Below are 20423 nucleotides of genomic sequence, written 5' to 3' on the forward strand. Positions count from 1 at the left end.
GCGTGAGGCCGCGTGCGGAGTCGTATTCGTCGGGGTGTTGGGGCAGTCGGCCGGTGTGCGCGCGAGCTGGCTTCCTTCTGGCGCGCGCATCCGGCGGGTCGCGTCCGCGCGATCCGTGGTCGGGGCGGTGTTCGCGCCGTCCAACGAACAGCCTGTGTCACCCGGGCAAGGTCAGTCGCCTGCCGTGATGCGGAGCCTGATCGTGCGGGATTGAGGGCGAAGCGCGAACTCGGGCCATACGTCAGGTCCGCAGGCACGTGAGCCGAGTCCGTGCTGGGCCGCGTCGACGAACAGGTGACTCGTCGTCGACTCCGGCAGCTCGAAGGGGTGTCCGGCTCGGGCTGTCTGCTGTGGGGTGTGGCGGCTGAGCGTGAAGCCGGGGCGGCGTCCTTGCGTGTCGGGGATGGTCGTGACGCGCAGCACCCTGGTGCCGCCGCTCGTCAGCGCCAGCTGCCGTAGTTGGGAGCGGTGACCCGTCTCCTGGGGCCGCGCGTAGTCGACGGAGAGGCCGCGGACGGTGGAGGAGAAACGGCCGGTGCGTGCCGCGCGGAGGCTGTCGGGGTAGGACTCCAGCGGGCCGAGGCCGAACCACTCGGCGCCGTCCACGGGAGCCGCGCCGTCGGGCAGATCGAAACGGATCCCGATCCGCGGCCACACCGTCGGCCACCCTCTTGAGGGCTCGATCTCCACACGCAGTTCGAGTTCATCGCCCTCGACCGACCAGACGGACTCCACCATCACCGACAAGGCGGAGTCAGCCGCGGAGACCCTGTCGAGGGTTCGCAGGGCGTTCGCGGTGTGTTCCACGGATATCCGCCGTGTGGTCAGCCGGTCGAGACCGTCGCGGCGCCACAGTTGAGCGTGAGAGACCCCGGCGAGGCCGGCGTCGCTCTCCTCGACCTGGTCGGACGTGCCTTCGTCGTTGTCGGTCGGGGCACGGAACAGTTCCAGCCGCGGGCCCGCCGCGGCGCGGCCGGCGAGGCGTACGAGGGACCCGTCGGTGAACTCGGCGATGGCGAGGGTGAGTGTTCCGTCGCCCTGCCGCCAAGAGGATCGGGGCCGGACAGCCGGCGTGGGACGGGGCGCCGAACGGTCCAGCTGGGCGGTCGCGATCACATGCCCCTCGCTCGCCCAAGCGGTCCCGGCCGCCAGCACCGCGTCCATGGTGAGCCACGTCTCCGCGTCGTGCGACACCGGAACGGGTGGCAGGGGTACGCGCTCCGACTCGCCCGCCGCGACGACGGGGACCTCCATGTCCCCGGAATCCACGGGCGTCCCGTCGTGCTCGACGCGCCAGCGGAAGCGCAGGTCGGACGTGTCGGCGGAGTGCCGCAGATTGGTGATCGCGACGTGGTCGCCGTCGAAGGTGAAGCGGACCGGCTGCACGACCGCCTTGAACTCGTGGAGACCTGGAGTCGGGACGTCGTCGCTCAGCACCATGCCGTCCATCACGAAGTTCCCGTCGTGGACGACCTCTCCGAAGTCGCCACCGTACGCGTAGTAGGGCGTGCCGTCCGGGGCCGTCGTCAGGATGCCGTGATCGCGCCACTCCCAGACGAAACCGCCGTGCAGCCGCGGATGCTCGTGCACGAGCGCCTCGTACTGGTCGAGCGCTCCCGGCCCGTTGCCCATCGCGTGGGCGTACTCGCAGAGCAGGAACGGCTTGGTGCGCTGCCGGGCGCCCTGCGCGGGTGTGCAGTTCAGCAGCGGGGAGCGTGAACCGTCGGTTCCGATCTGCTCGGTCTCCAGCACCGACGCGTACATGCGCGAGTAGATGTCGGTGTATTCGCCGGTGTGGTCACCTTCGTAGTGCACGGGCCGTCCGGTGTCGCGGGCGTGGACCCACGCCGACATCGCGGCGAGGTTGCTGCCGGTTCCCGCTTCGTTGCCGAGCGACCAGATCACGATACTGGGATGGTTCTTGTCCCGTTCGACGGTGCGCTGGACGCGGTCGAGGTACGCGGCCCGCCACGCCGGGTCATCGCTCGGATTGCCGGCCCAGTCGAGCGCGGCGAAGCCGTGCGTTTCGAGATCGCATTCGAGGACGACCCAGAATCCGAGTTCGTCGGCGAGGTCGAGCAGACGTGGATGCGGCGGGTAGTGGCTGGTGCGGATGGCGTTCACATTGAACCGCTTCATGCGGGCCAGGTCTTCGCGGGCGTGCTCCTCGTCGAAGACGCGCCCGCGCTCGGGGTGGGTCTCGTGACGGTTCATCCCGTGGAACACGACACGGCGGCCGTTGACCAGGAACCGGTCGCCGCGGATCTCGACCGTACGGAAACCCGTCCGTACGGCGATGCTCTCCGCGGCCGTCGACACGGTGACGTCGTACAGGCGGGGCCGCTCGGCGGACCAGGGCTCCACACCGTCGATGTCGAGAGGGGCTATGTCGGCCGCTGTCGCCCAGACCCGCTCGACGCCCAGTTCGGGGAGGCGGAGGGTGACCGGGAACGCCGCCGCGTCGGCGGTGATCTCCGTCTCGATCCGTCCGCGTCCGTTGTCGAACCCGGTTCGCAGCCAGACGTCCTCGATGCCCCCGGCGGGCCGTGCGATCACGGTGACATCGCGGAAGATGCCGGGAAGCCACCACTGGTCCTGGTCCTCGACATAGCTGGCCGCGGACCACTGGTGCACCCGGACGGCGACGACGTTGTCGCCCGGGTGTACGGACGAGGTCACGTCGAATTCGTGGGCGAGCCGGCTGCCGGCGGCGCTGCCGATCTCTTCGCCGTTCACCCACACCTTGAAGACCGATTCGACACCGTCGAAGCGCAGGACGACGCGCTCGGCGTCCGACCAGTCGGAGGGCATGTCGAAATGGCGGCGGTAGTCGCCGGTGGGGTTCTCGTCCGGAACATGAGGCGGGTCGATCGGGAACGGGAACCGCACATTCGTATAGATCGGCCGGCCATGGGCTCCATCACCCTGGAGCACCCAGTGGGAGGGCACCGGGATGCTGTCCCAGCCGCTGTCGTCGAAGCCTTCGGCCGCGAAATCCTCCGCCGCCGGCACCGTCGGGGAGAGACGGAAACGCCAAGGCCCGTTCAGCGAACGTGAGGGGGCGTCGGAGTGCAGCCACGAGCGCGCCGCGCGCAGCGCGCCACGCCCTGGTGTGGTGTCCGAAACGTACGCGGAAAGTGCGGAGGGCAAGAGGTCACGACTCTTTCTTGGTGACAGGAGGATCCGAACGCCGGCCGGGTGCGCCGCCGTGAGGTGATCGGGGGGTTGGGCTCGTCCTTGGTGTGCGTCGCCGCCGCTGCCGTCGTCTACCGGATCACGACCGTTCGGATCTCCCATGGGCCGAGGGCGAGTTCGAGGCCGTCGGCGGCCGGCGTCGTGGAGAGCGGCCGGCCGAGCAGGTCGACCGTGGTGGCCCGGCTGAACGCGCCCGTCACGCGGGCGGTCGATCCCGTGTCGCTCATCGCGACGAGCCGTACCTCGGTGCCGGCACCGAGGTCGGCGTCGATGACACGGCGGATGCTGGAGACGAGGATGTCCGCGCCGTCGACCCGCACACCGGCCGTGTCGGGGGGCAGTTGGTCTCCGGCGGGTGCGGTTCCGCGGGCGACCAGCACGTCGTTGCGGAAGTCCTCAGCGAGAGCGACCGCGTTCGCGCCCTGCCAGCCGGTCGCCGAGGGCAGGACGGCGAAACGGTTCTCGATACGCACGCCGAGATCCTGCGCGCCCGGTGCGGGGATCTCGGTCGCCGCGGGCTCGTCACGGAGCGGATGGATGTTGACGCTGATCGAGCCGATCGCGCGCAGCAGGGTGATGGCGAGTTCGGAGCCGTCGTCGACGAGTTCGTACTCGGTGGCGTGGTCGAGCAGTACGTTGGCGGCGCCGGCCGACACGAACGAACTCGCGGGGAAGGTCGGGATCGGGTATTCGCCCCAGCCGCCCTCGGCGGTGAGCCCCCGTTCGGTGACGGCGAACTGTCCGGCGGACGCGGACACGGACGCCGGCTCGGGCAGCGGCACATGGAAACGCAGCCGGTGGTCGGCGGACTGGTTCAGGAACGCTGTGGAGACACGCACGAACGGCTCACCCGCGCGCACTTCCACGAGGGTCTCCACCGGGGTCGGCGCGGTCCGGTCGCCGCGCAGGTCGTGTTCCGAGGAGAGCGCGGTGGGCCATTCGTAGACGCGGGTGACCCGTACCCTCGAACGCAGCGGACCGTTCTCCAGGAGTTCGACGGTGGTCGTGACCGGCTGCGACACGAGCACATCGTGTGCCGGCGGGGCGTAGTTGTAACTGTCGCCGCGGTCACCGCCGTCGACGAGGCGGCCGACTCCGCGCAGTACGGTGCCGTCGGCTCCGGTCACGTCCAGCGTGCCGTCGGCGGCGACCTCGACCTCGACCAGTCCGTTCGACAGTGTGCGGGCCGTCGCCGTCGCGGGTGCGAACGCCGTCGGCCGCGCGTCGGTCCGGTCGCTCGCTCCGACCCGGAAACTCGCCAGCCCGGAGGCGGGGACGTGCACGGGCACGAGCGCGGTCGCGCGGGCCTCCTCCAGCGTCAGCACCGTCCACTCACCCGGATGCGCGGCGGCCGCGGCGGCGACCTCCTGGCGCAGGATCAGCAGGTCGAACGGTCCGCCGGCCGGCACCTCGGCGAGATGGAAGACGAGCGAGCCCGGGGTGAGTTCGTAGTGGTCGATCAGACGGCCGAAGAGCTCACGGCGGTGGATGCGGCGCAGCACGCGTTCGAGCCGCGAGGCGTCCATGCGCTCGTCGCTGAGTACGGTCGGGGCCTTCGAGACCAGCTGCACAGGAAGTGTCGAGCCGTCGGCGGCGGTCGCGATCGCAACGGTTCCCTCGGCCGGGGCCGCGACATCCACCTCGACCAGTGCCGTGCGCGGGAACGGCAGCGGATTGGCGACCAGATAGCCGTCGCTCGGCACCAGGGCGGCGGGCTCGGCGAGGGCCGTGTCCCGGACCGCGCGCGCGGTGTGTGTGGCTTCGGCGAGCCGCGCCTCGACCTGCTCGGCGGTCTCGTCGGTGCCGGAGCCGACGACCGAGTCGTGCGCGCTCGACTCGATGATCTTGTGCCACGCGAGTGAGAGGAAGGGCGAGTCGTCGCGCCGGGACCACAGGGCGTTCATCCGCTCGGCGTGGTCGACGGTGCGCTCGGCGACGGCCATCCGCTGCTTGAGCGCGAGCCGTACGGAGAGCACACCGGGGAGGATGTTGCCGCGCACATGGCTGCGCAGCTCACCGGTGACGACGGCGGAGACCTCGTCGCGTACGTGCTCGCGGATGTACTCGTCGAGGGTGGCGATGGTGATGGCACGCTCGTCGCCGGACGCCTGCCGCAGCCAGGCCGCCAGTCGCGGGTCGGGCGCGTTGTGATCGGTGCCGGCCATCGCGAGCAGCGGATCGTCACCCCACCGCTCGGCGGTCATCCGCGCGTAGTCGTCGAGCGCACGCCCGATCCGGTCGGGCACCAGGAGGATGTCGAGGCCGTTGTCGTAACCGTCGAAGAGGAACTCGGTGCGCACCTCGGAGCCGTCGGGAGCGCGCCAGCGGAAGGCGTGGCCGTCGACGGAGCCGGGCACACCGCGCCACAGCGCCGCGTGCCCGATTCCGGCGCGCGCCAGGATCTGCGGCATCTGCGCGACATGGCCGAACATGTCCGGCAGATAGCCGATGGGCATCGAGCCGCCGAGGGCCGCCGCGGACGCCCATCCCATCTGCAGATTGCGCACGATGGTCTCGCCGGAGCAGAGGAACTCGTCGAGCAGGATGAGCCACGGCCCGATGGCGAGCCGGCCGCCGGCGACCAGTGCCACGACGCGGTCGCGGTTCTCCGGCCGCATCTCCAGATAGTCCTCGACCGCGGCCATCTGCCCGTCGACGGTGAACCGGAAGTCCGGGTTCGCCTCGGCCGTCTCCAGCACGGTGTCGAGAGCGGCGACGAGCCGGTGCCGGAACACCTGGAAAGGCTCGTACCATTCCCGGTCCCAGTGGAAATGGGGCACGAAGACCGCGGAGTTCTGCATGGGGAAAGGAACCTTCTGTGTCGGCGGGGCAACGGGGGAGACGGCGGAGCGGTGGTACGAGGTCACTTGAGGGAGCCGGTGGCGAGCCCGGTGCGCCAGAACCGCTGGAGGAGGATGAACACGATGATCACGGGCACGATCGAGACCAGCGAACCGGTGATCACGGACTCCTGGAGGAGCGGTGCGCGGGCGGTCTGCCCGTTCCACTGGTAGAGGCCGAGCGTGATCGGGAAGAGCGATTCCTTCTGGAGCATCACCATCGGCAGGAAGAAGTTGTTCCAGATGGCGACGAACTGGAACAGGAAGATGGTCACCAGCGACGGGGTCATCAGCCTCATCGCCACCGAGAAGAACGTGCGGAACTCGCCGGCGCCGTCCAGGCGAGCCGACTCGATGATCTCCTGGGGCACGGCGGCGGAGGCGAAGATACGGGCGAGGTAGACACCGAACGGGCTGACGATGCTGGGCAGGAACACCGCGAAGTACGTGTTGACGATCCCGGTCGCCGAGAACAGCAGGAACAGCGGGAGGGCGAGCGCGGTGGTGGGGACGAGGACACCGCCGAGGATGACCGAGAACAGGAACTCCCGGCCCCGGAAGGTGAACTTGGCGAGCGCGTAGCCGCACAGCGCGGAGATCAGGGTTCCGACGGCCGCGCCCAGCACCGCGTAGATCACACTGTTCAGAGCCCACCGGCCGAAGATGCCGTCGCTGCGGCTGAACAGGGTGCTCAGGTTGTCGAACAGATTGAAGTGCGAGAACGCCAGCCCGTTGGTGGAGGCGAGGTCGCCCTGCGGCTTTGTCGCCGCGACGATCAGGAAGTAGATCGGCAGCAGGAAGTAGATCGCCAGGAGGAACATCAGGGCGATGACGGCCGTGCGGCTGACACGGCTTTCACGGATCAGGGGCTGATTGCTCACAGTCCGGCCCTCTTCGAGGTCAGTCGCATGAATCCGAAGCTCAGGACGAAGGTGATGACGGCGATGACCACGGAGATCGCCGCGGCCTGCTGGTAGTTGTTCCCGGAGGCCACCGCGTAGGCGAGCATGTTCGGTGTGTAGGTGCTTGAGATGTTCGAGGAGATCTGGCGCAGTACGGCCGGCTCGGCGTAGAGCTGCAGTGTGCCGATGATCGAGAACACCGTGGTGAGGACGATCGACGGGGCGATGATCGGGACCTTGATCCGCCACGCGATCGCCCAGTTGCTCGCGCCGTCGAGCTTGGCGGCCTCGTAGAGCTCCTGCGGGATCGACTGCAGTGCCGAGTACATGATCAGCATGTTGTAGCCGGTCCAGAGCCAGGTGGAGACGTTCGCCGCCGACCACAGCACGGCGCCCGGCCCGAGGAAGTCGGGCTGGAGGCCGATGCCCTTCAGCACGTCGACCAGCGGGCTGAGCTGCGGCGAGTAGAGATACGACCACATGATCGCGGCGATGACGCCGGGCACGGCGTACGGCATGAACGCCGCGATGCGGAAGAACGACTTGAGCTTCAGCAGGGGAGTGTCGAGCAGCAGCGCCATGATCAGCGCGACGAACAGCATGACCGGTACCTGCACGATGCCGAACAGTCCGATGCGCCCGATGCTGTTCCAGAACTCGGTGTTCTGGAACACCTGCGCGTACTGCTCGAAACCGCCGAAGGTCGTGTACGACGTGCCGTACTGCCCGCCGCCGCGGCGCACGACGAGGAAGCTCTGCCAGATCGCGTAGCCGACCGGCACCAGATAGAAGAGCACGAACGGGAGGAAGAACGGGGTCAGGAACGCGGCGATGGTGCCCGCCCGGGGGCCGCCGCCGCGGTGGCGGCGACGGCTTCCGGGTGTCACCGCCACGCGGCTCGCGCGGGGTGCGATATCTGTCATGCTGCGGTCACTTGCCCGCGGTGGCCGGGATCGCCTGGTCAGCCATCGACTTCAGCGCGGCCGCCTGGGCGGCCGCGATCGCGTCGGTGAGCGTGCCGCTGCCCGCCGCCGCCTTCGCCACCGAGTCCTGGAGCGCCAGGTTCACCGTCTTCTGGGTGGGACCCCAGGTGAAGCCGGTGTCGATGTTCTTGGACGAGTCGGCGAAGACGTCGAAGATCTTCTCGTTGTTGTAGTACGGGACGCCCTGCGAGAGTGCGGGAAGGTCCAGACCGGCGGTGGCCGCCGGGTAGAGGCCGCCCAGCTTGTTCTCCAGCGCGAGGGCCTCCGGGTCGGTGTTCAGCCAGGAGTTGAACTTGACCGACTCGTACAGATGCTTGCTGCCCTTCATGAACGCGACGGTGGATCCGCCCCAGTCGCCGGACGCGGCGTTCGAGCCCCAGGTGGGCATCGGGACGATCGACCACTTGCCGGCCTGGTCGGGCAGGTTGTCACGGAACATGCTGTAGCCCCAGGCGGCGCCGACGTAGCTGGCGATCTGGTTCTTCTGGTACGCGGCGTACATCTGGGTCGACCCGTGGGCGAGGTCGGTGCGGACGAGCTTGGCGTCGATCAGCTTCTGCCAGTACTCGGCGACCTGCTTGCTCTGGTCGGACGCGACGGTGACGTGCCACTTGTCACCGGAGTAGCTGTACATCTCGGCGTTGTTCTGCCAGAGGAGTCCGTTGAACCACTCGGCGTTGTTCGGGTCGAAGAACGTGATGCTGAGGTCGGAGTCGGCCTTGTGTAGCTTCTGCGCGTCCGCCGCGTACTCGTCCCAGGTCTTCGGGACCGTGAGGCCGTGCTGCTTGAAGATGTCGCTGCGTACGTAGAGGGCCATCGGACCGGTGTCCTGGGGGAAGGCGAACACACCGGTGTCCCCGAAACTGGCCTGCGACCAGGTCCACGGCACGAACTTCGACTTGGCCGCGGTGGCATCCGAGCAGGCCGAGACGTCCACGAAGGCGTTCTGGGTGCGCAGGTTGGGAAGTTCGTCGTAACCGACCTGGGCGAGGTCCGGTGCCTTGTCGGCCTTGAGGGCGTTGCCGAGGGTGCCGTACTGGTCGTTGGAGATGTTCTTCATCTCCACCTGGATGTCCGGGTTCTTCTTGTTCCACAGGGCGACGACCTGGTCCATGCCCGGAACGGTGTTCCAGTACTGGAGGGTGACTTTGCCCTTCGCGGGCGCACAGGAGGACGCGGAGGCGTCACCCGACGGAGCGGGCGACGAACACCCGGCGAGTACGGCGATACTGGCCGCCGCGGCGATGGCGGCGAGGCGGATGCGCGTGACGGTGCTGCTCATATTTTCCGTTCCAGAGGACGACTAGCGGCGGCGCTAGACGGGTCGACGTTGACACTCAGGCGGGGGATGCCTTCTGGTTGGAATGGACAGGACACAACGGGGTCGGTTCAGGGCCGAGCGCCGTGGCAGACATGGGAAAACCATGCATTCCGCCCGTGAGCGTTCACGTGAACGTTCACGGGAGCGCTCACGGGTGCTGTGAATTGTTCGGAAGTGTGCGCTCCGGTGCGGTCGAGTGTCAAGGCTTTGGAGTCGCGCACGAGTCCGGCAGGTTAAGCGGACCCGCCCAGCCGCAGTTCGGCCCGGACGACGAGATCGTCGGCCCCCAGCGGATTCACCCCGGTCAGCAGCCTCGCGGCCTGGTCGATGGCGAGCGCGCCGAGCTTTCGTGTGTCGAGGGCGACGCTGGAGAGCGGGGGCTCGACGAGGGTGCCCAGCTGGAGGCCGTCGAAGCCGATCACGGCGAGATCCCGGGGGACGCTCCTGCCCAGCCGGCGCGCCTCGCGCAGGGCGCCGATCGCGATGATGTCGTTGAAGGTGAAGACCGCGGTGACCTCGGGATGGGCGGTGAGCAGGGCCTTGAGCGCCGCTCCGCCGCCGTCGGCCGACTGCTCCGCACCGACCGCCAGGCCGGCGTCGATCCCGTACGCCGCCGCGGCCGTCGTGAACCACTCGCGCCGGATGCTCGGCTCCGCGCGGCCGTCGTGGTCGAGCATGCCGATCCGGCGGTGCCCCCGCGCCACCAGGTGCGCGACCGCGGCATGGACGCCCTCCTCGCCGTCGATCCGGATCGAGCTGAACCGCGCCGTGTGGTGTTCGCGGCCGATGAGCACCACCGGGGCGCCGCGGGTGAACCGCTCCAGATCGTCCTCGGAGCAGCTGAAGTAGCCGACGACCGCGTCCACCTGGGAGGCGATCACCTGCAGTGTGCCGAGTTCCTCCTCGGCCCTGTCCGCGGTGTCGTATACGACGACATGCCAGCCGCGGGCGCGGGCCGCCTCCAGCGCCGCCGCGGCGACCTCGGTGAAGAACGGGTTGAGCAGGTCCGGGATCACCAGGCCGATGGTGGTGGTGTCCTGCCGGACCAGACCGCGGGCGAACCGGCTCGGCCGGTAGCCCAGCTCGCGGGCGGCGTCGAGCACACGCTGTTTGGTGGAGCCGTCGATCTCGTCCTTGTCGTTGAGCGCCCGCGACACGGTCTGACGGGACACTCCGGCGGACCGGGCGACGTCATGGATCGTGATCCTCCGGGGTTCCGTCCCTGACGACGACACCATCGCGCACCTCCCGCTGCTCGCGGGCACCCGCGTGCTCGCAGGGCTGAGTATGCCTGTGCCGGGCGCGGCGGCGCGATGCCAGGTGTCCTCGCGGACCTGACCTCCGGGCTCCGGGCTCCGGGCTCCGTGGCCGCGCTCGCGCGCGTGCCGCCGCTCACGGATCGCGGTGACGGCGACGGTGACGGTGACGGTGGCGGTGATCGTGCCGGCAAAGTCGGGTGACCGCGCCGGTGAAGTCGGGTGACCGTATCGGGAAGCCGGGTGACCGTGCCAGGGGAGCCGTAGGGGTTGCCACCGCACGAAACCGCTTGCGGGCGTCGGCCATTCGCTCGGTGCCCTGTTCAGCACATATGTGTGGCGCGTTCGTCACCGTTGCCAGGCTCCTGATCGGCGCGTAGAAGAAGAGGACAAGCCCGACGCCGTGCGGGCCGGCGATTCGGGTCCGGGTCCTGCCGAAACCGACATCGACGGCCGCGATATGCCCCCCGGGAGCACGGCGGCCGAGAGGAGCGTCATATGTCCGCTTTATCCGATTCTCGGTGTCCTGTGCTGGATCCCACAGCGCGTGCGGCCCATGCCGACGCGGCTGTTCTGCGTGCCATGGGCCCGGCAACCCCGGTCGAACTCCCGGGAGGTGTCCGCGCCTGGTCGGTCACACGCCACAGTGTCATCCAGAAACTGACCAGCGATCCCCGCGTCTCCCGCGATCCCCGGCACTGGCCAGGCCTCGCCGACGTACCCGAGGGCTGGCCCCTCGCGGTCTCCGCCCTCATGCAGAACTTCCTGAACGCCTACGGTGAGGAGCACCGCAGGCTGCGCCGCAGGATGGCCCCGTCGTTCTCACCGCGGCGGGTGGAGGCGATGCGCCCGCAGATCCAGGCGACGGCGGACCGGCTGGTCGAAGCGCTCCACTCCCTGCCGCCCGGCCGGAGCGCCGACATCCGGCGCGCGCTGTCCCTGCCCCTGACCATGACAGTCATCTGCGACCTGTTCGGTGTCCCCGAGGCCCTCCGGGAAAAACTCGGCGCCTCCATCGACGCGCTGATGGACACCACGGCGAGCCCCGAGCAAGGGCGAGCCCGCATGGCCGAACTGTACGCACGGCTCGTCGAGTTGCTGGAGCACAAAAGGGCGCACCCCGGGGCCGACTTCACCAGCGACCTCCTCACCCCGCCCACGGAGAGCGAGGCGCCGCTGACCGACAAGGAACTGCTCGACCATCTCTTCCTGATGCTCGCCGCGGGGTACGAGACGGCCGTCAACCTCATCACCAGCGCCGTCCACGCCCTGCTCTCCCGGCCCGAACACCTCGTCCAGCTACGGCTGACCACGGTCAGCTGGGACGACGTCATCGAGGAGACGCTGCGCCACAACGGCCCGATCATGCACCACCCGATGCGCTACGCCCTCGAGGACATCGACCTCGGCGAAGGCGTTCTCATCCGCAGGGGCGAACCGGTCATCATCGCCTTCGCGGCCGCCGGACGCGACCCCGAGATCCACCCGGACAGCCCGGACACGTTCGATCCCACCCGAAGCGGCAAAGAACACCTCGCCTTCGGCCACGGCCCCCACTTCTGTCTCGGCGCCCACCTCGCGCGGGCGGAGACCCATATCGCTCTGACCACCCTGTTCGCCCGCCTGCCCCACCTCACTCTCGCCCACCCCGACGAGCCGCCCGCCCCTGTCCCCTCGCTCTCCCTCAACGGCCCCGCCCAGCTCCTCGTCGTCCCCCACCCCGGAGCTCCGGCAACCGACGGATAACCCCGCCATCCACGGCACCCCGCCATCCACGGCACCCCGCCATCCACGGCACCTCGCCCGGCGCTGGGCCGTTGGTTCGGTGGGCTGATGGGCTGATGGACCGGGGGGCAAAGCCGGATGTGATGATGCTGTCGTGTTGGACGTGATCGAGACGATCGACGCGGTGGACTGGGGCGCCGTACCCGGCCGTCCCGGCTGGTACGAACCGGCTCGTGCCGCCGGCGGTCTGCGCGCCCTGGCCCGCGCGGCGAACCTGGTGGCGGCCGCGGAAGCGCACTCTCTGCTCAGCGGCGGCGGACTCACACACGCCACAGTGCCGCGGTGTTCCCAGCGGTCGCGGTCGCGGCCCCTCTGCTGCTGGGCATCGCCCGGACGGGGCACCCGGCGGTACGGGACACCGCTCTCGGGCTGCTCGACGAGGCCTTGTCCTCCTTTCCCCACGCCGGCTACACGCGGGTGACGACGCCCCACGGCACAGCCGTCCCGGTCTGCTGCGCCCTCGCCCATCACCTGCGGACCCGCGCCGACTGGCTCGCGGGGCTGGGCGGAAGAGGCAGATCCCTCCTCGCCGACGCGGCCGGACACTGGTGCTTCGAGATCCGGGAGTGTGTCGCCGACGGCGGCGGCACGGCCGCCTTCGGGACCCTGGCCGGCCGTTTCCCGGACGGCGTGCACGCCGCGGAACTGCACGTCCAGGGGGAGATCACCGTACTGGGCGAGGTCGCCCTCGAATACCCGCCCGCGAAAGGCTCCCCCGAAGCCTGCCTGCGGGTCGCCGGACGGTATCCGGGTGAACTGCCGCCGGGCGCCGTCCTGTTTCCGGCGGAGTGCGGTGAACGCGTGCACTGACCGCCTTCCGAACGACTCCTCCACCTCACCGCATAGGACACGGTATTAGGGCTCAAGGAGTTGGTCGAGATCTCTCACCTGTGTCCCATAGCGCGTGTTCGAGCCCTCCAGAGTGGCCGCCTTCAGAACATCAGGTCGTACATCCGCGACGTTACGTGGAGACGTGATTCCGGGCGTGCTCTCATAGTTCGAGACGATGACATCGAGGTAGACCGGCGCTTTGAGTTGCCATCCCCGAAGCAGGAGCATCTGAGAAATCGCCGGGTAGGGCGTATAGACCGGATTGACGAGCCAGGTACGCAATACGGCCTCTGAGACGCTGAAGTCCACGCCGGCTCTGCCCAGCGCCCGGATGACAGCGGGGGCGAGTGGCGGCGCGTTCCGGTCCGGGTTCAACTTGATGAGTTCGTCGTAGAGCCGCACCGCGTCGACGATTGCCGCCTGTGCTTCTTTTGCTCTTCCACTCCGGTCCAACTTCTGGGCGGTGGCGAAGAGCGCTTGGGCGCGTTCGACCGAGGGCGGGATCGAGGGCGTGACGGAGGATAATTCATTGCCCTCGTCACGCTGGAAGACGCGCACCGACCCGATCGCTGCGGGCAGGACGACCGCGGTCAGAGCGGCCAGCATGGTGCGCCGGGGTGTCAGCCTTAACCGTATCCGTCTGGGCGGTGTGCCGGTCGCGGGCGTGCCGGTCGCGGGTGTGTCCGTCCCGACCGCATCGACGCGCCCGGACGACGTCTTGGGCGGCTGCGGCTCTTCGGTGGAGCCGGGTTCGACGGGTTCGAGGGCGGCGCCGTGATCCGGCGCCAGGGGGCCGTTTTCGGACGGCATGGTGGGTGACTCGTCGCCGTCCGCGGGAGCGAGTTCGGGCCAGTGCGGGGCTGTTGCGGAGGGCGAGGCCGCGGGTTGCGGGTGCGGGGCCGGCGGAGTGACGGTCCTTACCGTGGTGACGCGATCCCTTGGTGCGGGCGGCAGTTCGCCGTGCAGGACGGCCTGATGCAGGGCCCGTAACTCGGGACCGGGGTCGGTACCCAGCTTGTCGGCCAGCCGTTGCCGGACGGCGGAGTAGCGATCGAGGGCTTCCGCATCCCGCCCGGTCGCGTGCAGCGCTCGCATGAGCAGGGTTTCGAAGGGCTCGACCAGCGGATACTCGGCGGCAAGATCGGGCAACGTGGCGATCACCAAGGCGGGATGGCCGAGTCGAAGCTCGATCTGTGCCCACTGCACCACCGCGTCCAACCGGCGCTGGTGCCAGCTGTCCCGGACCTGCGCGGCCCATTCTCCGGGAAGGCCGGCGAGGGGCGATCCCCGCCACAGGCGCAACGCCTCGGCGAGCGCGGCGGCCCGAACATCGTCGCCGCGCCGTCGGTCACCGCCTTGTTCGGCTAATCGCCGGAATCGGTGTAAATCTGTCAGATCCGGGTCGGCGTCCAGCACATAGCCGGCGTGCCGACGTTCGATCCGCGCCGTTGTCCCGTCGGCGAGAGGGGCGGCCTGTGCCAACAGCCGCCGGATCCGGCTCAGATGCGAATACAGCACGGCCCGGGGATTGGCGGGCGGGGTGTGATCCCAGACCCGGTTGACGAGTGTCTCGATCGCGACCGGTCGTCGTGCGTCGACGATCAGGGCAGCCAACACCGTTTGCTGCCGTGGCGTCCCCACGTCGAGCGACTGACCTGCCGACCGTACCTCCATCTCGCCGAACATCCGGAATTCCACGTGTTCCCCCCAAGTGATCGATTGCGGGTGAAAGGCGGTCCGAGTCTCGATGCTGGCCGATCCGCAAGGTCGCCGCAAGGTTCGTGAGCAGGGCGCGACGTCATGGTGGAGACCGCCGGAGCGACTGGTCCGGCAGGAGTCAGACTGAGGGAGGAAACAATGCGCATTCGTAGCATCGCGTCGGTGTCAGTGGCCGCCGTGGCCATGGGAATGGCGCTGGCCACGACGCCGGCGCAGGCGGCGCCCGCCGTCTCGTACGGCCCCTATCAGTTCAAGAATGATTACAGCCATCTGTGCATGGATGTGGCCAATGGCTCAAAGGCCGACGGTGCCCGCATTCAGCAATGGGACTGCTACGGCGGCCCGGCGGAGAAGTGGCGCCTGGACGTGATCAGCACCATCAACGGCGTGAACTACTACGCGTTCGTCAACATGAACAGCGGCAAGTGTCTCGATGTCCCAGGGGGCAGCACGACCCCGGGCGTCGAACTGCAGCAGTGGACCTGCTGGAGCGGCGACATGCAGCAGTGGGCACTGTACAGAGCCGGCACCAGCTCCTTGACCATCAGAAACCTCAAGAACGGTCTCTGTGTGGACGTCAAGAACTGGGGCGGTGCGGGCGCGGCCCTTCAGCAATGGGACTGCAATGACCTCGCGGTACAAACCTGGCAGTACAGCTGACCCTCGGCCGGGTGGGACGGCATGCCGCCCATGAACCCACCGCCCGCGACCAGGGGAAGCACCGAACCGTGATACCGACCGCCAGCAAACCGTTCTGGCTCTTCGTCAAAGATGCCGGCAGCACGACCCCGGCCGTCCTCAGCCCGATCCGGATCAACCCCACCGCGGGGCGTTGACACACCCGTGCCGATTCAATCGCGCTCGGCCTGCTCGATATGAGCGGCACGGTTGCCTGACGGGTGGTGGCGTCGGTGACGGTGAGCTCCGCCGCGCTCTGCGGAGGGCGGCGGAGGGCCGACGGGAGGCGCTGGGAGACCTTCACCTGGTGGGGTCCCGCCCCTTTTCGGCTGCCTGTCCGGCCGCGGATCGCCCGGTATCACCGCTGACCGGCCAGCCAGACCTTCAGCTCGTGCCAGGCGGCCCGCTCCTCCGCCTCGGTGCCCCACCACCAGGTGAAGGGCGAGATCTCGGACATCAGTTCCTCCCGCCAACGGCTGAGGCTCTCGTCGAGGTGCTGACGAGCGATCGGGCTCATCTCCGCCTCCCAGCGGGCGAGCCACGAGGTGACCGAGGAACTCGCAGTCACACAGCACTCGAAAACCTCGCACGCCGAAGTCGGCGGAGACTGCTCCCGCAGGGTCCGCGTCCACCACGCCTCAAGGAAACCGGCGACGGACCGGGCCTGCTCGCGGGGCCACTGCGACCAGCCTGCCGCGGCAAGACCGCGAGCCATGAGGTCCGACTCGCTCGCACCTTCAGCGAGTTCCACGACGAGTTGTGGCAGGATCCGCCGGATGATCGCGGGCCGGTCGGTCCAGTGGAAAGGATCTTTCTTCGCGATCCGGCGGACAAGGTCCACCGGGAGGGGAACGTCAGGCGCCCGCAGCAACTCGACTTCACCTTCATCGAAGCACCGGCCACAGCCCGTTTCGTCCGCTTGGGCCTTCATGCCACCGAAGGTCTTCGCGATCCTTGCCACCGCAGCGGCAAGGGCCTCGCCATCTGGAGAAGTCACTGTGCATCCCGTCAAGACTCCAGCAGGCTGTCCCGGCCGAAGAGAGCGACGCTACCAGGCGACAGCGACCCCGTGCCTGCCTCACAGGGCGAGCCCGCTCGCGAAGGCGAGTTCCGTGCTCAGCGTGTTACGGCGAGCGGGGTTCGGTCAGCGGGGTTCGGTCAGCGGGGTTCGGTCAGCGGGTTCGAGCCGGCCTGCACCACAGTCGAGGTCAGTTCATCCGCCGACGGGCCCGCTTCACCTCGCGGTCGACGGCCCAGGCGTCGGCCACCGGCCCGAGATGGCCGAGCTTGTCAGGGTTGATCACCCCGCGGATGGTCTGAATCCGCCCGTCGAGCACCTCCAGGACCAGGATGTACAGGACCCTGCCCTCCCTGTCGCGGAAGATCGCGCCGGACTGGCCGTTGACCTCGTGCGGCTCGAACGTCACGTCGATCCGGATCAGCCAGGGGAAGACCGCACCCAGCACCCGGGCCACGTTCTCCGCACCCATGACGGCCTTGGCCAGCTGCGGGGCCTTGCCGCCGCCGTCCCCGACCAACCGCACGTCGGCGGCGAGCAGATTCCGCAGCCCGCCCACATCGCCGTTCTTCAGCGCGTCGAAGAACCGCGTCGCCAGCTCCCGCCGTTCCTCGGGGTCCGCCGCGAACCGAGGCCGCCCGGCCTCCATATGCCGCCGCGCCCGCACCAGCAGCTGCCGGCACGCCGCCTCCGAACGCCCCACCGCCGCGGCGACCTCGTCGAATCCGAAGGCGAACACTTCCCTCAGCAAGAAGACCGCCCGCTCCAGGGGGCTGAGCCGCTCCAGCAGCAGGAGCGCGGCCATCGACACCGAGTCGGCCAGCTCCACCGACCGCGCCGGATCCTGATACGGATCGCTCAGCAGCGGCTCGGGAAGCCACGGTCCGACATACTTCTCCCGCCGCACCCGCGCAGAACGCAGCACATCGATCGAGATCCGTGTCACCGCGGCCGACAGGAAAGCCTTGGTCGACGTGGGCCGGGTCGTCGAGCCGTCAAAGCGCAGCCACGTCTCCTGCACCGCGTCCTCGGCCTCACTCACACTGCCCAGAATCCGGTAGGCGATCGAGAACAGCAGCGGCCGCAGCTCCTCGAAGTCCTCGACCTTGCTCACGCCGACATCCCTCACCCGTGTCCGTACTCATACTCATACTCATACTCGTGCCCGTGTCCGTGCCCGTGACGTTCAGTGGAACTGCCCGGGTTCGTAGTCGCCCGCCGGCTGCTGGGTGATGACGTTCAGTCGGTTCACCGTGTTCATGAAGGAGACCAGGATCACCAGCGCGGTGACCTGCTCCTCGTCGTAGTGCTTGGCGGCGGACGCCCACACCTCGTCAGTGACCCCGCCCGCCGCGTCCGCGATCCGGGTCCCCTGCTCCGCCAGCTCCAGCGCGGCACGCTCGGCCTCGGTGAAGACCGTGGCCTCCCGCCACGCCGCCACCAGGTTCAGCCGCACCGAGGTCTCGCCGGCGGCGGAGGCTTCCTTGGTGTGCATGTCGACGCAGACCGCGCAGCCGTTGATCTGGCTCACACGCAGCGCCACCAGTTCCCGAGTCGCGGCCGGCAGCGGCGATTCCTTGATCGCCTTGCCTGCCGACATCATGTACTTGAGGGTCTTGCCGGCGGTCGGGTTGCCGAAGTAGTTCAGTCGCGCGTCCATGGTGTGCTCCTCAGTGGTCGCCGGTGGTCGTCGGTGGCTACACCCCCTGAGACGGGGAAGCCCGCCCACCTGTGACATGGACGAATGTGACCTGGGTCTCCCCGCCGCCCGCCGCCCGCCTTTCGCCGGAGCACCCGCCTCTGCCGGAGCACCCGCCTCTGCCGGAGCACCCGCCTCTGCCGGAGCACCCGCCGTCGGAGCGCGGTACGTCAGTGAGCAGCAGCAGGGGATCCGCTTCGGGTAATCGGGCGATCTCGGCGCCCCGACGACCCGACACCCCGACGACCCGACAGCCCGGCAACGCGTCGAGGTCTCGTGCCAGGCGTTCAGGGCCCGCCAGAAGTGGGCCGACCGGTCCAGGCCGTTCCCTCAGCTCACCGGCCGAGGACTTTGAGGATTTCCCGGGAGGCCGGTCCGGCCGAGGCCGGGTTCTGGCCGGTGTGCAGGTTGCGGTCGACCACGGTGTACGGCTCCCAGACCGGGCCGCGTGAGAAGTCCACGGAGAGCTTCCTGACCTCGTCCTCCATGGTCCACTTGGCCTTGGACAGGAAACCCACGGCGTCTTCCTCGTCATTGGTGAAGCCGGTGACCCGATACCCGTCGAACGGCGATGTACCGTCGGCGCGCCTGGTGGCCAGCAGCGCGGCCGGCGCGTGGCAGACCACTCCCAGAGGCTTGCCAGAGGCGAGGGCCTCCGTCAGGATCCGGGCCGAGTCCTTGTCGAAGGCCAGGTCCTCCATCGGACCGTGGCCGCCCGGGTAGTAGACGGCGTCGTAGTCCTCCACGCGGATGTCCTGCAAGGGGATCGGGAACCTCAGTTCGTCGGCGCGCTCGATCACCGTCTCCTCCTGGCGGGCGATCTCCGCGCCGCCGGCCATCTCAGGCCACAGGCTCATGGTGTCGACCCGCGGTACCACGCCACCGGGCGTCGCCACCGTGACCTCGTAACCGGCTTCCGTGAACGCTGTGTACGGGGCCACGAACTCTTCGGCCCAGAAGCCTGTGGGGTGCCTGTGGCCGTCCTTGAACGTCCAGTAACTCGCCCCGGTGACAACAAAAAGGATCTTCGCCATCGAAATCGCCTCCCGGTCTGGCCCGGCGACCATCGGTCCGGCGACCACCGCACCGCAGCTCAGCGCTGGCAGTCTGTATACGGGTGGCACTGGCGCGGCCGGGCACCGCACGCCCAAAAAGGAACTCCGAATCCGGATAAGAACGAACTCCGAAGCGGGGGCGTAAGCGCCACAGGACAACGATACGCCCCACTTTCCCGCGAGGATAATTCGCCCAAGGTCCGGCGCCGGCGGCAACGGCGGGGATCGGGAAGTGGCGGGCGACGGTGGTCGGCGGTCAGGGACCGGCCGGGGTGTGCGCGGGCGCGGCAGGACCTCCGGGCCTGCGGGCGTACAGGAACAGATGCTCTTCCGCCCCCATGCCGGGGAAGTCGGGATGGAAGACACTGAGCTGGTTGTGGACGACCTCCAGCCCGGCCGTGCGCAGCAGTTCGGGATAGACCTCCGCGGGATAGCTGGTGGCGCGGATGGTCTGTCCCATCCACTCGATCTCGGTGTCGTCCACGTCCAGGGGAACGGCGGCGAGGACGAACAGACCCCCGGGAGCCAGCCAGTTCGCGATCCGGGCGAGGGTGATGTCGAGATCGGCGCGTGGCATCTGCAACAGCGAGAAGAACGCGGTGACCGCGTCCCAGGCCCCCGGGGTGTCGGGCAGGGCGCGTACGTCAGCCAGTTCGAAGCGGGCGGCGGGCACCTGGGCGCGGGCCAGGCCCACCATGGTCTGCGAGACGTCGTATCCCGAGACGTGGTGGCCGGCCGCTGCGATCCGCTCCGCGGTCGGCCGTCCGGTGCCCGAGCCGATGTCCAGCACCCTCGCCGCTGGGGGCAGTTGGGCCAGCAGCCAGTCGATCGCCGCGAGCTGTTCGGGCAGGCCCGCGTACGTTTCCTCGTACGTCAGGCCGAGAGTGTCGAAGGGACGGGCCGCCTCCTCCGAGCCATCGACCTTGACGCCCGGTACCGGTACGGCCGCTGGTTCCTGGGTCATCGCGCCAACTCCTGTTCCGCCGCTGAGGGATGACGGTCACCGCATCCGCCGGGACACTACATGGTGGAATCATCTCAGCACGCCCTGTAGTCAATAACGAGCCAGCGGGTTGACCGGCCCGGCAACCACTGGTCCGCGCGGGGGACGACGCTGACGGCGGGTCCCACCTTGTCCCCG

The 20423-nt window shown here is 68.9% G+C and carries 15 protein-coding genes; 3 read left to right on the forward strand and 12 right to left on the reverse strand.

Annotation, left to right across the window (positions count from 1 at the left end; all coding sequences use genetic code 11):
* Positions 1-171 precede the first annotated feature (171 nt).
* The 6 genes from ACWGDX_RS11180 to ACWGDX_RS11205 all read right to left on the reverse strand — a co-directional run bounded on the left by ACWGDX_RS11180 (position 172) and on the right by ACWGDX_RS11205 (position 10479).
* Positions 172-3150: a glycoside hydrolase family 2 TIM barrel-domain containing protein gene (locus ACWGDX_RS11180; protein ID WP_453624399.1), complete on the reverse strand. Its 2979-nt coding sequence runs from the start codon at positions 3148-3150 to the stop codon at positions 172-174.
* 116 nt (positions 3151-3266) lie between these two features.
* Positions 3267-5996 (reverse strand): glycoside hydrolase family 38 N-terminal domain-containing protein, encoded by a 2730-nt coding sequence (locus ACWGDX_RS11185; protein WP_453624401.1) that lies wholly within the window; start codon positions 5994-5996, stop codon positions 3267-3269.
* Between the two features lie 62 nt (positions 5997-6058).
* Positions 6059-6916, reverse strand: a complete 858-nt coding sequence (locus tag ACWGDX_RS11190) for a carbohydrate ABC transporter permease (RefSeq protein ID WP_453624403.1) — start codon at positions 6914-6916, stop codon at positions 6059-6061.
* Entirely contained in the window at positions 6913-7860 is a 948-nt protein-coding gene (locus tag ACWGDX_RS11195) for a carbohydrate ABC transporter permease (RefSeq protein WP_453624405.1), read from the reverse strand. Before ACWGDX_RS11195 ends, ACWGDX_RS11190 begins: the two co-directional genes overlap by 4 nt.
* Before the next feature lie 7 nt (positions 7861-7867).
* A complete protein-coding gene (locus ACWGDX_RS11200; RefSeq protein ID WP_453624407.1) occupies positions 7868-9202 on the reverse strand; it encodes an ABC transporter substrate-binding protein in 1335 nt (444 codons plus the stop codon).
* A gap of 272 nt (positions 9203-9474) precedes the next feature.
* Positions 9475-10479, reverse strand: coding sequence for a LacI family DNA-binding transcriptional regulator (locus ACWGDX_RS11205; protein WP_453624409.1), 1005 nt, complete (start codon positions 10477-10479; stop codon positions 9475-9477).
* A gap of 546 nt (positions 10480-11025) precedes the next feature.
* On the opposite strand from ACWGDX_RS11205, the gene ACWGDX_RS11210 reads away from it, so the two are divergent.
* Together ACWGDX_RS11210 and ACWGDX_RS11215 are read left to right on the forward strand one after the other, a co-directional pair.
* Positions 11026-12243: a cytochrome P450 family protein gene (locus ACWGDX_RS11210; protein ID WP_453624411.1), complete on the forward strand. Its 1218-nt coding sequence runs from the start codon at positions 11026-11028 to the stop codon at positions 12241-12243.
* Positions 12244-12564: 321 nt separating this feature from the next.
* Positions 12565-13092: a hypothetical protein gene (locus tag ACWGDX_RS11215; protein ID WP_453624413.1), complete on the forward strand. Its 528-nt coding sequence runs from the start codon at positions 12565-12567 to the stop codon at positions 13090-13092.
* 45 nt (positions 13093-13137) lie between these two features.
* Here ACWGDX_RS11215 and ACWGDX_RS11220 read toward each other — a convergent pair whose 3' ends face one another.
* On the reverse strand, positions 13138-14799 hold the full coding sequence (locus tag ACWGDX_RS11220) for an AfsR/SARP family transcriptional regulator (protein ID WP_453624415.1): 1662 nt from the start codon (positions 14797-14799) through the stop codon (positions 13138-13140).
* Between the two features lie 171 nt (positions 14800-14970).
* Between ACWGDX_RS11220 and ACWGDX_RS11225 the strand changes: the two genes are divergently transcribed.
* Complete coding sequence (locus tag ACWGDX_RS11225; protein ID WP_383040295.1) at positions 14971-15492, forward strand: RICIN domain-containing protein; 522 nt, start codon at positions 14971-14973, stop codon at positions 15490-15492.
* Positions 15493-15868: 376 nt separating this feature from the next.
* Here ACWGDX_RS11225 and ACWGDX_RS11230 read toward each other — a convergent pair whose 3' ends face one another.
* The 5 genes from ACWGDX_RS11230 to ACWGDX_RS11250 form a co-directional block, all read right to left on the reverse strand.
* Positions 15869-16351, reverse strand: coding sequence for a hypothetical protein (locus ACWGDX_RS11230; RefSeq protein WP_453624417.1), 483 nt, complete (start codon positions 16349-16351; stop codon positions 15869-15871).
* 367 nt (positions 16352-16718) lie between these two features.
* On the reverse strand, positions 16719-17642 hold the full coding sequence (locus tag ACWGDX_RS11235; protein WP_453624419.1) for an RNA polymerase sigma-70 factor: 924 nt from the start codon (positions 17640-17642) through the stop codon (positions 16719-16721).
* A 72-nt stretch (positions 17643-17714) separates the two neighbouring features.
* Positions 17715-18188, reverse strand: a complete 474-nt coding sequence (locus ACWGDX_RS11240) for a carboxymuconolactone decarboxylase family protein (protein ID WP_453624421.1) — start codon at positions 18186-18188, stop codon at positions 17715-17717.
* A 374-nt stretch (positions 18189-18562) separates the two neighbouring features.
* Complete coding sequence (locus ACWGDX_RS11245; RefSeq protein ID WP_453624423.1) at positions 18563-19261, reverse strand: type 1 glutamine amidotransferase domain-containing protein; 699 nt, start codon at positions 19259-19261, stop codon at positions 18563-18565.
* A 277-nt stretch (positions 19262-19538) separates the two neighbouring features.
* On the reverse strand, positions 19539-20246 hold the full coding sequence (locus ACWGDX_RS11250; RefSeq protein WP_453624425.1) for a class I SAM-dependent methyltransferase: 708 nt from the start codon (positions 20244-20246) through the stop codon (positions 19539-19541).
* Positions 20247-20423 lie beyond the last annotated feature (177 nt).

Source organism: Streptomyces sp. NPDC055025, from assembly GCF_053608565.1.